The 14,559-nt window shown below is 60.9% G+C and carries 17 protein-coding genes; 14 read left to right on the forward strand and 3 right to left on the reverse strand.

What is annotated here, in order from left to right:
- The 12 genes from ACIOYV_RS17880 to hemN all read left to right on the forward strand — a co-directional run.
- Positions 1-439 (forward strand): cbb3-type cytochrome c oxidase subunit I (locus tag ACIOYV_RS17880; RefSeq protein ID WP_401325633.1); only part of this gene is annotated, 439 nt, incomplete at its 5' end.
- Complete coding sequence (gene ccoO / locus ACIOYV_RS17885; RefSeq protein ID WP_054054085.1) at positions 439-1,047, forward strand: cytochrome-c oxidase, cbb3-type subunit II; 609 nt, start codon at positions 439-441, stop codon at positions 1,045-1,047. The genes ACIOYV_RS17880 and ccoO, both read left to right, overlap by 1 nt.
- A 5-nt stretch (positions 1,048-1,052) precedes the next feature.
- Positions 1,053-1,238, forward strand: coding sequence for a CcoQ/FixQ family Cbb3-type cytochrome c oxidase assembly chaperone (locus ACIOYV_RS17890; protein ID WP_003175465.1), 186 nt, complete (start codon positions 1,053-1,055; stop codon positions 1,236-1,238).
- Positions 1,235-2,218 carry a cytochrome-c oxidase, cbb3-type subunit III gene (ccoP, locus tag ACIOYV_RS17895; RefSeq protein ID WP_123599364.1) on the forward strand — a complete coding sequence of 328 codons (984 nt, stop codon included), beginning with the start codon at positions 1,235-1,237 and terminating at the stop codon, positions 2,216-2,218. The genes ACIOYV_RS17890 and ccoP overlap by 4 nt, the downstream gene beginning before the upstream one ends.
- Positions 2,219-2,395: 177 nt before the next feature.
- Positions 2,396-2,650, forward strand: coding sequence for a type II toxin-antitoxin system Phd/YefM family antitoxin (locus tag ACIOYV_RS17900; protein ID WP_401325963.1), 255 nt, complete (start codon positions 2,396-2,398; stop codon positions 2,648-2,650).
- The gene (locus tag ACIOYV_RS17905; protein ID WP_401325637.1) at positions 2,650-3,060 is read left to right on the forward strand and encodes a type II toxin-antitoxin system VapC family toxin; all 411 of its coding nucleotides are present in this window, start codon (positions 2,650-2,652) and stop codon (positions 3,058-3,060) included. Before ACIOYV_RS17900 ends, ACIOYV_RS17905 begins: the two co-directional genes overlap by 1 nt.
- A 206-nt stretch (positions 3,061-3,266) precedes the next feature.
- The gene (gene ccoG / locus ACIOYV_RS17910) at positions 3,267-4,682 is read left to right on the forward strand and encodes a cytochrome c oxidase accessory protein CcoG (RefSeq protein ID WP_401325640.1); all 1,416 of its coding nucleotides are present in this window, start codon (positions 3,267-3,269) and stop codon (positions 4,680-4,682) included.
- Positions 4,683-4,693: 11 nt separating this feature from the next.
- Positions 4,694-5,233: a FixH family protein gene (locus ACIOYV_RS17915; protein WP_401325642.1), complete on the forward strand. Its 540-nt coding sequence runs from the start codon at positions 4,694-4,696 to the stop codon at positions 5,231-5,233.
- A 189-nt stretch (positions 5,234-5,422) separates the two neighbouring features.
- Complete coding sequence (locus ACIOYV_RS17920; protein WP_401325644.1) at positions 5,423-7,873, forward strand: heavy metal translocating P-type ATPase; 2,451 nt, start codon at positions 5,423-5,425, stop codon at positions 7,871-7,873.
- A 24-nt stretch (positions 7,874-7,897) separates the two neighbouring features.
- Positions 7,898-8,116, forward strand: a complete 219-nt coding sequence (gene ccoS, locus ACIOYV_RS17925; RefSeq protein ID WP_047531427.1) for a cbb3-type cytochrome oxidase assembly protein CcoS — start codon at positions 7,898-7,900, stop codon at positions 8,114-8,116.
- Complete coding sequence (locus ACIOYV_RS17930; RefSeq protein ID WP_054615626.1) at positions 8,109-8,792, forward strand: sulfite exporter TauE/SafE family protein; 684 nt, start codon at positions 8,109-8,111, stop codon at positions 8,790-8,792. The genes ccoS and ACIOYV_RS17930 overlap by 8 nt, the downstream gene beginning before the upstream one ends.
- 259 nt (positions 8,793-9,051) lie before the next feature.
- A complete protein-coding gene (gene hemN, locus ACIOYV_RS17935; RefSeq protein WP_401325647.1) occupies positions 9,052-10,434 on the forward strand; it encodes an oxygen-independent coproporphyrinogen III oxidase in 1,383 nt (460 codons plus the stop codon).
- Here the strand turns inward: hemN and ACIOYV_RS17940 are convergent.
- Complete coding sequence (locus tag ACIOYV_RS17940) at positions 10,431-10,913, reverse strand: hypothetical protein (protein ID WP_054054069.1); 483 nt, start codon at positions 10,911-10,913, stop codon at positions 10,431-10,433. The two genes, hemN and ACIOYV_RS17940, sit on opposite strands and share 4 nt — an antisense overlap.
- A 155-nt stretch (positions 10,914-11,068) precedes the next feature.
- Between ACIOYV_RS17940 and fnr the strand changes: the two genes are divergently transcribed.
- Together fnr and ACIOYV_RS17950 are read left to right on the forward strand one after the other, a co-directional pair.
- Positions 11,069-11,800: a fumarate/nitrate reduction transcriptional regulator Fnr gene (gene fnr / locus ACIOYV_RS17945; protein ID WP_054615628.1), complete on the forward strand. Its 732-nt coding sequence runs from the start codon at positions 11,069-11,071 to the stop codon at positions 11,798-11,800.
- Positions 11,801-11,880: 80 nt separating this feature from the next.
- Positions 11,881-12,429, forward strand: coding sequence for an adenine phosphoribosyltransferase (locus ACIOYV_RS17950; RefSeq protein ID WP_054054065.1), 549 nt, complete (start codon positions 11,881-11,883; stop codon positions 12,427-12,429).
- A gap of 138 nt (positions 12,430-12,567) precedes the next feature.
- Here ACIOYV_RS17950 and ACIOYV_RS17955 read toward each other — a convergent pair whose 3' ends face one another.
- Positions 12,568-13,716, reverse strand: coding sequence for an acyl-CoA dehydrogenase family protein (locus tag ACIOYV_RS17955; RefSeq protein WP_401325652.1), 1,149 nt, complete (start codon positions 13,714-13,716; stop codon positions 12,568-12,570).
- 202 nt (positions 13,717-13,918) lie between these two features.
- Positions 13,919-14,521: a recombination mediator RecR gene (gene recR, locus ACIOYV_RS17960; protein ID WP_163909218.1), complete on the reverse strand. Its 603-nt coding sequence runs from the start codon at positions 14,519-14,521 to the stop codon at positions 13,919-13,921.
- Between the last annotated feature and the right edge of the window lie 38 nt (positions 14,522-14,559).

A 14,559-nucleotide genomic window follows, 5' to 3' on the forward strand; every position in this document is an offset into this window, starting at 1 on the left:
TCTCTCGCACTACACCGACTGGACCATCGGCCACGTACACGCCGGCGCGCTCGGCTGGGTAGCGATGATCTCGATCGGCGCGATCTACCACATGATCCCGAAACTGTTCGGTCGCGTGCAGATGCACAGCATCGGCCTGATCAACACCCACTTCTGGCTCGCGACCATCGGTACCGTTCTGTACATCGCTTCGATGTGGGTCAACGGCATCACCCAGGGTCTGATGTGGCGTGCAATCAACGACGACGGCACCCTCACCTACTCGTTCGTCGAAGCGCTGCAAGCCAGCCACCCTGGCTACATCGTTCGCGCCCTGGGCGGTGCGTTCTTTGCCAGCGGCATGCTGTTCATGGCCTACAACGTATGGCGTACCGTACGTGCCTCGAACCCGGCTGAAGCCGAAGCCGCCGCTCAGATTGCTGTAGTTGGAGCTCACTGATGAAGCATGAAGCAGTCGAGAAGAACATTGGCCTGCTGGCCTTCTTCATGGTCATCGCCGTCAGCATCGGCGGCCTGACCCAGATCGTCCCGCTGTTTTTCCAGGACGTTACCAACAAGCCGGTCGAAGGCATGAAGCCTCGCCCGGCGCTTGAAGTCGAAGGACGCGACGTCTTTATCGCCAACGGTTGTGTCGGCTGCCACTCGCAGATGATCCGCCCGTTCCGTGCTGAAACCGAACGTTACGGCCACTACTCGGTCGCCGGTGAAAGCGTCTGGGACCACCCGTTCCTGTGGGGTTCCAAGCGTACCGGTCCGGACCTGGCCCGTGTCGGCGGTCGTTACTCCGATGACTGGCAGCGTGCGCACTTGTACAACCCGCGCAACGTAGTGCCTGAGTCGAAAATGCCGGCCTACCCGTTCCTCGTGGAAAACAAGCTCGACGGCAAGGACACCGCCAAGAAACTCGAAGTCTTGCGCACGCTCGGCGTCCCTTACACCGACGAAGACATCGCCGGCGCCAAGGATGCCGTGAAGGGCAAAACCGAAATGGACGCGCTGGTGGCCTATCTGCAAGGCCTGGGCACCATCATCAAAAGCAAACGGTGATTTAGATGGATATCGGGATGATTCGTGGCCTGGGCACCGTTGTCGTGATGGTTGCCTTTATCGGTCTGGCGTTGTGGGTGTTCAGCCCCAAGCGCAAGTCGGAGTTTGAAGACGCGACCTTGCTGCCTTTTGCGGATGATCCCGAAGCCATCAAGCACGTCGAGCAAGCTTCTAGGAGTAACAAAGAATGACTACGTTCTGGAGTCTGTACGTCACAGTCCTCAGTCTGGGTACTATCTTCGCCCTGACCTGGCTGCTGCTGTCCACCCGCAAGGGCCAGCGCAGCGAAGCCACCGAAGAGACTGTTGGCCACTCCTTCGACGGGATCGAGGAGTACGACAACCCACTGCCGAAATGGTGGTTCATGCTGTTCGTGGGCACCATCATCTTCGCCCTGGGCTACCTGGTGCTGTATCCAGGCCTGGGTAACTGGAAAGGCCTGCTGCCGGGCTACAACTACCTCGATAACGACAAGCAGACTGCGTTCGCCAACGGCCAGACCGGCTGGACCGGCGTTCACGAGTGGGAAAAGGAAATGGCCAAGTCGGACGCCAAGTTCGGCCCGATCTTCGCCAAGTTCGCTTCCATGCCAATCGAAGAAGTCGCCAAGGACCCGCAAGCCCTGAAGATGGGTGGCCGCCTGTTCGCCTCCAACTGCTCGGTCTGCCACGGCTCCGACGCCAAGGGCGCTTATGGCTTCCCGAACCTGACCGACGCCGACTGGCGCTGGGGTGGCGAGCCGGAAACCATCAAGACCACCATCATGGGCGGCCGTCATGCGGTCATGCCAGCGTGGGCTGAAGTGATCGGCGAGCAAGGCGTGGCAGACGTTGCCTCGTTCGTGCTGACCAACCTCGATGGTCGCAAGTTGCCGGAAGGCACCAAGGCCGATCCGGTTGCCGGGCAGAAACTGTTCGCCGCCAACTGCGCCGTGTGCCACGGCCCGGAAGGCAAAGGTACGCCAGCGATGGGCGCGCCTAACCTGACCCACCCGGCGGCGTTCATCTACGGTTCGAGCTTTGCTCAACTGCAGCAGACCATCCGTTACGGCCGTCAGGGCCAGATGCCTGCGCAAGAACAGCTGCAAGGCAACGACAAGGTTCACCTGCTGGCCGCTTACGTCTACAGCTTGTCTCACGGTGAGAAAGCTCCGGCGGCGGATGCCCAGTAAGGCAGACGCTTGAAGCAACAAAAAACGGCCCCGCCAATGTGAATTGGCGGGGCCGTTTTGTTTGTGCGCGTTGCACGCCTGACGACCAGTGGTAACCGCTCTGGCTCTTGGAAGGTTGCGAGGCCGACCGACGAGTAGTAACGTTGCTACAAAGCACTTACAAGAGGCGCCGCCATGATGGCCATCACCACGATTTCCAGCCGTGAATTCAACCAGGACACAAGTAGTGCCAAAAAAGCCACGCGTCAGGGCCCGGTAATCATCACCGACCGTGGCAAGCCTGCTCACGTACTGCTAAGCATTGAGGAGTATCAAAAACTGACCGGCATTAACGCCAGTATTGTCGACCTGTTGGTGATGCCGGAAGCGGCAGACATTGACTTCGAAACCGAGCGCGCCGTAATTACTCATCGACCCGTGGACTTGTCCTGATGTTCCTACTCGACACCAATGTGATTTCTGAACTGCGCAAACCTCAAGCTGACGCGAACGTTGTCGCCTGGGCCAAAAGTGTCATCGCACCCCGCCTGTTTATTTCGGCAATTACCCTGAAGGAACTGGAGACGGGAGTCCTGCGAATGGAACGTCGCGATCCCGCTCAAGGGAAGGTGCTGCGCACCTGGTTGAAGCGCCATGTCATACCGGCCTTCGATGCCAGAATCCTGCCAGTCGATGCCGCCGTGGCGTTGCGCTGTGCCCGCTTGCACGTTCCCGACCAAGCCAACGAAAGCGATGCTCTGATTGCTGCTACCGCACTGGTTCATGGCCTGACCGTAGTCACCCGAAACATCGGTGACTTTCAATCCAGCGGTGTCGCATTGATCAATCCATGGGATAAATGAACTCGCCGCACCGGCAAAACCGTCCATAATTCACAAGTCAATTGATTCAAGTCATTACACCATCAATTGATTTCCCCCAACGCGACCAAAGGTCGCACCCTTGAGCTAGAGCGACAGGCGTATCATTGCGCCACTGCAACACCTCTTTTTGACCGCGGTCGGCACGTACTGACCGAGGCATTTTTCCACTGCCGTGGGATGCAATGATGAGCAATCAGATTCCGGTACACGACGTTACCCCGCCTGCCAAGAACGCAAACAACAGCGTTGACCTCTACGCCTCTCGAGAAAAGATCTACACCCGCGCCTTCACCGGTCTTTTCCGCAACTTGCGGATGATGGGCGGGGCCGGTTTGTTCCTGCTGTATTTCGGCACGGTGTGGTTGAACTGGGGTGGCCACCAGGCCGTCTGGTGGAACCTGCCGGAGCGTAAATTCTTCATCTTCGGCGCGACCTTCTGGCCTCAGGATTTCATCCTGCTCTCGGGGCTGCTGATCATCAGCGCCTTCGGCCTGTTCTTCATTACGGTGTACGCCGGGCGCGTGTGGTGCGGTTATACCTGCCCGCAAAGCGTCTGGACCTGGATTTTCATGTGGTGCGAGAAGGTCACCGAAGGCGACCGCAACCAGCGCATCAAGCTCGACAAGGCGCCGATGAGCGCCAACAAATTCCTGCGCAAGTTCAGCAAACACTCGATGTGGCTGTTGATCGGTTTTGTCACCGGCATGACCTTCGTCGGGTACTTCTCGCCGATCCGCGAGTTGACCATCGACTTCTTCACCGGCGAGGCGGATGGCTGGTCGTACTTCTGGGTCGGTTTCTTCACCCTCGCCACCTACGGCAATGCCGGCTGGTTGCGCGAGCAGGTGTGCATCTACATGTGCCCGTACGCGCGCTTCCAGAGCGTGATGTTCGACAAGGACACCCTGATCGTCTCCTACGATCCACGTCGCGGTGAATCCCGTGGCCCGCGCAAAAAAGGCGTGGACTACAAGGCTCAGGGCCTGGGCGACTGCATCGACTGCACCATGTGCGTCCAGGTCTGCCCGACCGGTATCGACATCCGCGACGGCCTGCAAATCGAGTGCATCGGTTGCGCCGCGTGTATCGATGCCTGCGACAGCATCATGGACAAGATGGAATACCCGCGCGGCCTGATCAGCTACACCACCGAGCACAACCTGTCCGGGCAGAAAACCCATAAACTGCGCCCGCGCCTGATCGGCTATGCGGTAGTGCTGCTGGCCATGATCGGCTTGCTGGTGACCGCGTTCTTCATGCGTTCACTGGTGGGCTTCGACGTCAGCAAGGACCGTGTGCTGTACCGCGAGAACGCCGAAGGCCGGATCGAAAACGTCTACAGCCTGAAGATCATGAACAAGGACCAGCGCGACCACACCTACCTGCTGGAAGCCAGTGGCCTGCCGGACCTCAAGCTGCAAGGCAAGCGCGAGATCAAAGTCGCCGCCGGGGAAATTTTCAGCCAGCCGGTGGAATTGTCCAGCGCGCCGGAGCAATTGCCATCAAGCACCAATGAGGTGAAATTCACCCTCAAGGATGCCGATGACGACAGCGTCCACGTTGAAGCCAAGAGCCGATTCATCGGCCCACAAATTCGTTGAGAGAAGTGATCATGCCCGCAGCAACTGCCGCAAGCCCTTGGTACAAGCATCTTTGGCCGTGGATCATCATCGGGATTCTGGCCTGCTCGGTGACCCTGACCCTGTCCATGGTGACCATCGCCGTGAACAATCCGGATAACCTGGTCAACGACAACTACTACGAGGCGGGCAAAGGCATCAATCGTTCGCTGGACCGCGAACTGCTGGCCCAGACCCTGCAATTGCGCGCCAATGTGCATCTGGATGAACTGACCGGTGAAGTCGACCTGCGCCTGAGCGGCAACAGCCAGCCCAAGACCGTTGAACTGAACCTGATCTCGCCGACCCAGCCGGAGAAGGATCGCAAGATCACCCTGACCCGCAGTGAAACCGAACAGGGCCGCTATATTGGGCAGATGAGCGACCAGGTCGAAGGCCGTCGCTTTGTCGAATTGCTGGGTGTGCAGGACGACAAGACCTGGCGCATGTTCGAAGAAGAACAGGTCAGCCATGACAAAGAACTGCTGCTGGGCGATGAACCGCTGCAAGGCGCGGAAGATTTGAAGAAGTAATACCTCGATCTCCTGTGGCGAGCGGGCTTGCCCGCGTTCGGCTGCGCAGCAGCCGCAAGACCTGTGCACTCGATCTATCGGAAATTCGTGGTCGCAGGGTTTGGGACCGCTACGCGGTCCAACGGGGGCAAGCCCCCTCGCCACAGGGACTGAGTTGGACTTGCCACAATTGTTTCCATGGCGACAGACATGACCACCCCAACCCCCTGCTACCACTGCGCCCTGCCCGTCCCGGCCGGCAGCCGCTTCACCGCCGTCGTCCTCGGTGAAACCCGCGAGCTCTGCTGCCCGGGTTGCCAGGCTGTGGCTGAAGCCATCGTGGCCGGAGGTCTGGAAAGTTATTACCAGCATCGCAGCGAAGCCTCGGCCAATCCCGAATCCCTTCCCGTGCAACTGGTGGACGAACTGGCGCTGTATGACCGCGCCGACGTCCAGCAACCCTTCGTCCGTCACGAAGGCGAGCTCGCTGAAACCACACTGTTGATGGAAGGCATCAGCTGCGCCGCCTGCGGCTGGTTGATCGAGAAACACCTGCGCAGTTTGCCAACAGTGGCCGAGGCGCGGCTGAACCTGTCCAACCATCGCCTGCATGTGCGCTGGGCCGACGCCCAATTGCCGCTGAGCCAAGTGCTTGGCGAACTGCGCCACATCGGTTACGTCGCCCACCCCTATCAGGCCGACCGCGCCAGCGAACAACTGGCCAGCGAAAACCGTCTGGCCCTGCGCCAACTCGGCGTCGCCGGGCTGCTGTGGTTCCAGGCGATGATGGCGACCATGGCCACCTGGCCGGAATTCAATATCGACCTCAGCCCGGAACTGCACACCATCCTGCGCTGGATCGCGCTGTTCCTGACCACACCCATCGTGTTCTACAGCTGCGCGCCGTTCTTCAAAGGCGCGATGCGCGACCTGCGCACCCGCCACCTGACCATGGACGTTTCGGTGTCACTGGCAATCGGCAGCGCGTATCTCGCCGGGATCTGGACCTCGATCACCGGAGTCGGCGAGCTGTATTTCGATGCGGTCGGCATGTTCGCGCTGTTCCTGCTGGCCGGGCGTTACCTGGAACGTCGCGCCCGAGAACGTACCGCCGCGGCCACCGCGCAACTCGTCAATCTGTTGCCTGCTTCTTGCCTGCGTCTAAGCGCAGACGGTCAGAGCGAGCGAATCCTGCTCAGTGAATTGCGCGTCGGCGATCATGTGCTGGTGCATCCCGGTGCAGTCCTTCCGGCCGACGGCAAGATCCTCGACGGCCAGTCGAGCATCGACGAATCCCTGCTCACCGGCGAATACCTGCCGCAACCGCGCACGTTGGGCGATGCGGTCACCGCCGGGACTTTGAACGTTGAAGGCGCGTTGACCGTGGAAGTATTGGCCTTGGGGCATGACACGCGACTCTCCGCGATTGTTCGCCTGCTCGACCGCGCCCAAGCCGAAAAACCGCGCCTGGCGGAAATCGCCGACCGCGCCGCCCAATGGTTCCTGTTGCTGTCGCTGATCGCTGCCGCCGCCATCGGCCTGTTGTGGTGGGAACTGGATTCCTCGCGGGCGTTCTGGATCGTGCTGGCCATGCTGGTGGCGACTTGCCCGTGCGCCTTGTCGCTGGCCACGCCGACTGCGCTGACCGCCGCCACCGGCACGCTACACAAACTCGGCTTGTTGCTGACCCGAGGTCATGTGCTGGAAGGCCTGAATCAGATCGACACAGTGATTTTCGACAAGACCGGCACGTTGACTGAAGGTCGACTGGCGCTGCGTTCGATTCGCCCGCTCGGCTCACTCGGCAGCGATGAGTGCCTGAGCCTCGCGGCAGCCTTGGAAAACCGTTCCGAACACCCGATCGCCCGGGCATTTGGCCGCGCCCCTCTGGCCGCCGAAGAAGTCCTCAGTACGCCAGGGCTAGGCCTTGAAGGCTTGGTCGGTGAGCAACGCCTGCGCATCGGCCAGCCAGGTTTTGTCTGCGAACTCAGCGGCGCCAGCGTGCCGTTGATGCCGGATGAAGCTGGGCAATGGCTGCTGCTCGGTGACGGCTTCGGGCCGCTGGCGTGGTTTGTCCTCGATGACCGCTTGCGCGCCGACGCCCCGGCCCTGCTCGCGGCGTGCAAGGCGCGCGGCTGGCGCACGTTGTTGCTGTCCGGCGACAGCTCGCCGATGGTCGCCAGCGTCGCCGCCGAATTGGGTATCGACGAGGCCCGTGGCGGCTTGCGTCCCGATGACAAGTTGCAGGTGTTGCAACAGCTGCACAAGGAAGGCCGCAAGGTGTTGATGCTCGGTGACGGGGTCAACGATGTGCCAGTGCTGGCCGCCGCCGATATCAGCGTGGCCATGGGTTCGGCCACCGACCTGGCGAAAACCAGCGCCGATGCGGTGCTGCTGTCCAACCGCCTCGACGCCCTGGTGCAAGCCTTCAGCCTGGCGCGCCGCACCCGGCGGGTTATCATCGAGAACCTGCTGTGGGCCGGGCTGTACAATGGCCTCATGTTGCCGTTCGCCGCCCTCGGCTGGATCACTCCGGTGTGGGCCGCGGTCGGCATGTCGATCAGTTCGTTGACCGTGGTGCTCAATGCCCTGCGCCTGACTCGTATGCCGAGCACGCCCAAGGCCAGCGCCACGCCAGAAACCCGCCCGCTGCCGGCCTGAGCCGCGCGGGCATGGAGCCTTCCCATGCCAGCTCTTTACGTGATGATCCCGGCGGCACTGCTGATCGTGGCCATCGCCGTCTACATCTTCTTCTGGGCGGTCGACAGCGGTCAGTACGACGACCTCGACGGCCCGGCCCACAGCATTCTGTTCGACGACCAGGACCCGAACCACACCGCGGCGGTCGATGAGGCCAGCGGCCATCCGGCCAAACCGGACGACAAGGCCCCACCCCATGCTTGAACTGGCGCCACTGCTGGTGTCTGCGGTGATCCTCGGCCTGCTCGGCGGCGGGCATTGCCTGGGCATGTGCGGCGGCTTGATGGGCGCGCTGACCCTGGCGATTCCCAAGGAACAACGCAGCCGTCGCTTCCGCTTGCTGCTGGCCTACAACCTAGGGCGAATTCTCAGCTACGCCACTGCCGGCCTGCTGATCGGCCTGGCCGGCTGGGCGGTGGCCAACAGCCCGGCGGCGATGTTCATGCGCGTCATCGCCGGGTTGCTGCTGATCAGCATGGGCCTGTACCTGGCCGGCTGGTGGAGCGGACTGACCCGCATCGAAAGCCTCGGTCGCGGCCTGTGGCGGCATATCCAGCCGATTGCCAACAAACTGCTGCCGGTATCGAGCCTGCCCCGCGCCTTGTTGCTGGGCGCGCTCTGGGGCTGGTTGCCGTGCGGGCTGGTTTACAGCACGTTGCTGTGGGCGGCGAGCCAGGGTAATGCGCTTGATAGTGGGTTGTTGATGTTGGCATTCGGGTTGGGGACCTGGCCGGTGTTGCTCGCGACAGGACTGGCGGCCGAGCGCGTCACGGCGTTGTTGCGCAAGCGCAGTGTGCGCATGAGTGGCGGGCTGCTGGTAATTCTGTTCGGGATCTGGACATTGCCGGGGCCGCATCAGCATTGGCTCATGGGGCATTAGATCGCAGCCCTGTAGCAGCTGCCGAGCCTGCGAGGCTGCGTTCGGCGGCGAAGCCGTCGTGAAATCAGGCAGTGCGGTGTATCAGGATGATCTGGTTTTCAGGGTTTACGACGGCTTCGCCGCCGAACGCAGCCTCGCAGGCTCGGCAGCTGCTACAGGGCGATGGTTGGCAATGACACCGTTGATGCAAATCAAGATGCCCCAACGCCGCACCCCATAGACTCGCAGCCACTGCAAGCCTATCCGGGGGAATGCCCGCATGCTCGACGCCATTCGTTGGGACACCGATCTGATTCGCCGTTACGACCTGTCGGGGCCGCGCTATACCTCGTACCCGACCGCCGTTCAATTCACCAGCCAGGTCGGCACGTTCGACCTGTTTCATGCCCTGCGCGACAGCCGCAAAGCGCTGCGGCCGCTGTCGCTGTATGTGCACGTGCCGTTCTGCGCGAACATTTGCTATTACTGCGCCTGCAACAAAGTCATCACCAAGGACCGCGGTCGCGCACTCCCCTACTTGCAGCGCCTGGAGCAGGAGATCCAGCTGATCGCCTGCCACCTGGACCCCGCGCAGAAAGTCGAGCAACTGCATTTCGGCGGCGGTACACCAACCTTTCTCAGCCACGACGAACTGCGCCAGTTGATGGCTCAGTTGCGCAAGCATTTCAATCTGCTGGACGATGATTCCGGCGACTACGGCATCGAAATCGACCCACGTGAGGCCGACTGGTCAACCATGGGTCTGCTGCGGGAGCTGGGCTTCAATCGGGTCAGTATCGGCCTGCAAGACCTCGACCCGGCGGTGCAACGCGCGGTCAATCGCCTGCAAAGCCTGGAAGAAACCCGCGCCGTGATCGACGCCGCGCGAACCTTGCAGTTTCGTTCGATCAACATCGACCTGATCTACGGCTTGCCGCGCCAGACGCCCGAAAACTTCGCCCGCACGGTGGATGAAGTCATCGCCCTGCAACCGGACCGTCTCTCGGTATTCAACTACGCGCACCTGCCGGAACGCTTCATGCCGCAGCGGCGGATCAACACTGCCGAACTGCCAACCCCGGCGCAGAAACTGGAGATGCTCCAGGGCACCATCGAACAACTGACCAAGGCTGGCTACCGCTACATCGGCATGGACCACTTTGCCCTGCCCGACGACGAACTGGCGGTTGCCCAGGAAGAATTGTCCCTGCAACGCAACTTCCAGGGCTACACCACCCACGGACATTGCGATTTGATCGGGCTTGGGGTTTCGGCGATCAGCCAGATTGGCGACCTGTACTGCCAGAACACCAGTGATTTGAACCTGTACCAAAACACCCTGGCTTCGGCACAACTGGCGACCAATCGTGGCCTGCTGTGCAACGCCGACGACCGCTTGCGACGAGCAGTTATTCAGCAGTTGATCTGCCATTTCAGCCTGGAATTCGCCGGAATCGAACAGGCCTTCAACATCGATTTCCGTGGCTACTTCGCCGAACTCTGGCCGCAATTGCAGGCAATGGCCAAGGACGGCTTGATCGAACTGGACAGCGAGCGGATCACCGTTCTACCGGCCGGACGCTTGCTGGTGCGCTCGGTGTGCATGGTGTTCGATGCCTACCTGGAACAGCAGAATCGTCAGCGCTTCTCGCGGGTGATTTAAGACTTCATGGCCAGCGACGCCGCTTTGAGGACTTGCTCCGGCGTCAGGCCTGCTTGCTTCATCGCTTTACTGAGCGCGTTGTTGGCGACGATCAAACCTCCGTTGAGGTTGTTGATAAACGCTTGCAAGGCTCCGAGCTTGGCTTTTCTTTCTTCGGGGCTCAGCCGTTTATCTTTCATCACCGCCTGCATTTCGGCGAGTTTTTCGGCGATCTGCTGCTGCAGTTTACGAATCATCTTCAGGATCTGCTGAATGTTGTCCGGCAAACCGCTTTGTTCGATGTCGCTGTTTTCACCCTTGGCCTCGGCGGCTTTTTCGATGCCGGCACCGGACAGCGAGACCTTGATGCCTTCGACTTTAGTCGGGGTGTCGACACTCTGCGCCGTGACATCCGAGTCATTGACCGCAGGCAGTCTGGAGGTGTCGAGCAACGACGATAAGCCGCTGCTACCGGGGTTCAACGTGCCAATGGCGGACATGAATGCGGTTCCTTGCAGGCGATCAGTTGACAGGTTATCGGCCACCCGAGCCGTGGCTTTACACGCCTGCGGCAAAATTGCCGTGCGCTGGCCTGAATGTCCTCCCGTGAGTTACCCTTACGGCTTATGTGTGTTTTCCCACAAGGATTAAAGAAATGTCCGAGCCAGTTAAACTGCGCGCTCACAGCCAGGCCCATTGCAAGGATTGCAGCCTGGCCCCTCTCTGCCTGCCACTTTCTCTGAATCTGGAAGACATGGATGCGCTGGACGAAATCGTTAAACGTGGTCGCCCGCTGAAAAAAGGCGAGTTCCTGTTCCGCCAGGGCGACACCTTCGATTCCGTTTATGCAGTACGCTCCGGCGCCCTGAAGACCTTCAGCCTCAGCGATGGCGGCGAAGAACAGCTCACCGGTTTCCACTTGCCGAGCGAGCTGGTCGGCCTGTCGGGCATGGACACTGAAAAGCACCCGGTCTCGGCGCAAGCGCTGGAGACTACATCGGTCTGCGAAATTCCTTTCGAACGTCTCGACGAACTGTCCATTCAACTGCCGCAACTGCGTCGTCAGTTGATGCGAGTGATGAGTCGCGAGATTCGTGACGATCAGCAAATGATGTTGCTGCTGTCGAAGAAGACCGCCGACGAGCGCATCGCCACCTTCCTGGTCAACCTGTCCGCGCGCTTCCGCGCCCGCGGCTTCTCGGCCAACCAGTTCCGCCTGAGCATGTCGCGCAACGAAATCGGCAACTACCTGGGCCTGGCGGTGGAAACCGTGTCCCGGGTGTTCACGCGCTTCCAGCAAAACGAACTGATCGCCGCCGAGGGCAAGGAAATTCATATCCTCGACCCGATCCAGCTCTGCGCCCTGGCTGGCGGCTCTCTCGACTGACTAGTGCAATTGCGGCTGAGCGAAACGGTTCAGCCGCCGTTATACTGCGACGTTTGCAGCCCTGCCAGGACAACTCGACGATGGTCTTCGACTCCTTCGACATCAAATCCCTGATCCGCCCCGTGATCGACTTCCCCAAGCCGGGCGTGATCTTTCGCGACATCACTCCGCTGTTCCAATCGCCGACGGCCTTGCGCCTGGTGATGGACACCTTCGCCCATCGTTACGTTGAGGCCGACTTCACCCACATCGGCGCGATGGACGCCCGTGGCTTCCTGATCGGTTCGGTGTTGGCGTATCAGTTGAACAAGCCGCTGGTGCTGTTCCGCAAGCAAGGCAAACTGCCGGCGGACGTGCTGGCCGAAGGCTACGCGACCGAATACGGCGAAGCCTTTCTGGAAGTGCATGCCGACAGCCTGTGCGAGGGCGATTCGGTGGTGATGTTCGATGACCTGATTGCCACCGGCGGCACGCTGATCGCGGCGGCGAACCTGATTCGACGCATGGGTGCGCGGGTGCATGAAGCGGCGGCGATCATTGACTTGCCGGAGCTGCTTGGGTCGCAACGGCTGGAAGATATGGGGATCCCCACCTTCTGCCTGACGCAGTTTGCGTTGTCGGAAAAGTAAGCGGCGCTTTGACTGGCGCCTTCGCGAGCAGGCTCGCTCCCACATTTGATCTTTGTCGTTCACAGAGTTTGTGCACAGAGGAGATCTACTGTGGGAGCGGGCTTGCTCGCGAAAGCGCCGGCCGCCACACCGCAAAAACTAAAGCCCCATCTGCTTGCTGATAATCTCGTTCATCACTTCCCGCGTCCCGCCGCCAATCGACAGAATCCGGTTATCCCGATACAAGCGCTCCACCAGGCTTTCGCGCATATAACCCAACCCGCCCAGAATCTGCACCGCATCCGTGGTGATGCGATCCGCCGTGTCAGTGGCGAAATTCTTGGCCATGGAAATCTCCTTGATCACGCTCTGCCCCGCCGCCATTTTCGCCGCCTGGCGGTAGGTGAATTCCCGTGACACTTCCAGCGCCGTGGCCATTTCAGCGAGGCGATGCTTGAGCACCTGGAACTTGCCAATCGGCTTACCGAAGGCCTCACGCTGACGTGCCCATTTCAGGCTTTCTTCAAGGGCAAGCTGCGCGGTCATATTGGCCATCAGCGCCAGGGCCAGGCGTTCGCTCTGGAAGTTGCCCATGATGCAGGCGAAGCCCATGTTCTCGGCGCCGATCAGATTGCCTACAGGCACCAGGCAATTGTCGAAGAACAACTCGGCGGTGTCCGACGCCCACCAACCCATTTTCTTCAGTTGTCGGCCGACGGTGAAGCCATGGGTGCCCTTCTCGATCAACAACAGGCTGATGCCGCCAAAACCCGGCTCGCCAGTGCGCACCGCAACGGTGTAGTAATCCGCACGCACGCCGCTGGTGATAGAGGTTTTGCTGCCGCTGACCCGGTAGAAGTCGCCGTCGCGCCAGGCGCGGGTTTGCAGGTTGGCCACATCGGAACCGCCGCTGGGTTCGGTGATGGCCAGGGCGCTGATTTTCTCGCCGGACAACACTAGCGGCACCACTCGGTCGCGGACTTCGGGCCGCGCCCACTTGAGGATCGGCGGCAAGCCAATGTCCAGGGAACCGAGGCCCGCGACCAAACCGCCGAAGCCGCAACGCATCAGTTCTTCGCTGGCGGCGACTTTGGCGAACAGATCACCTTCATGGCTGCCGCCCAGGGCTTCGGGGTAACCGATCCCCAGGATGCCGGCGGCACCAGCCTTGCAGTAGAGCTCGCGGGGGAAGCTTTCAGATTCTTCCCACTGATCGATGTCCGGCAGGATCTCGCGCTCGACGAAACGCCTGACGCTGTCGCGGACCAATTGGTGGCTGGGGTCGAAGTATTCCTGAAAGGCAGGCATCGGCGAACTCCACTGAAGGGTTCAGCGACGTTAACCGAGCGCTTGCTTGGTTTTCAACAGGATTGTGTGAATCAGGTGGACCGTGGTGAATTCTTCGCGGGCAAGCCTCGCTCCTACAGGTCATGTGGCGTTCGCAAATATGCGGCTCGACGCGAAAACCCTGTAGGAGCGAGGCTTGCCCGCGAAGGCGCCCGCCCAGGCACTACAAAGCGATCGGCTTACGCCCCGCAAACGAATGCGCCAACGTCCCGCCATCTACCAATTCCAACTCGCCACCCAACGGCACGCCATGGGCGATACGCGAGGCGACCAGGCCTTTGTTGCTCAGCAACTGGGCGATGTAATGCGCGGTGGCTTCACCTTCCACGGTCGGGTTGGTCGCCAGGATAACTTCGGTAAACGTGCCGGCTTCTTCGATCCGGGCGAGCAATTGCGGAATGCCGATAGCCTCTGGCCCGAGGCCGTCGAGTGGCGACAAATGGCCCTTGAGCACGAAGTAGCGACCCCGGAAACCGGTCTGCTCCACCGCGTAGACGTCCATCGGCCCTTCCACCACGCACAGCAAGGTGTCGTCACGCCGGGTGTCGGCACATTGCGGGCAGAGGTCGTCTTCGGTCAGCGTGCGGCACAAGCGGCAGTGACCGACCCCTTCCATCGCCTGGCTCAGGGCCAGGGCCAGGCGCGAGCCGCCGCTGCGATCGCGCTCGAGCAGTTGCAACGCCATGCGCTGGGCGGTTTTCTGACCCACGCCCGGTAACGTTCGCAGGGCATCGATCAGTTGGCGAATCAGAGGGCTGAAGCTCATGGGGAAAAGTCCGACAAAACAACGAGACGCGGTTTATA

Origin of the sequence: Pseudomonas sp. NPDC087342 (assembly GCF_044744265.1) — a bacterium.
GTDB classification, from domain to species: domain Bacteria; phylum Pseudomonadota; class Gammaproteobacteria; order Pseudomonadales; family Pseudomonadaceae; genus Aquipseudomonas; species Aquipseudomonas nunensis.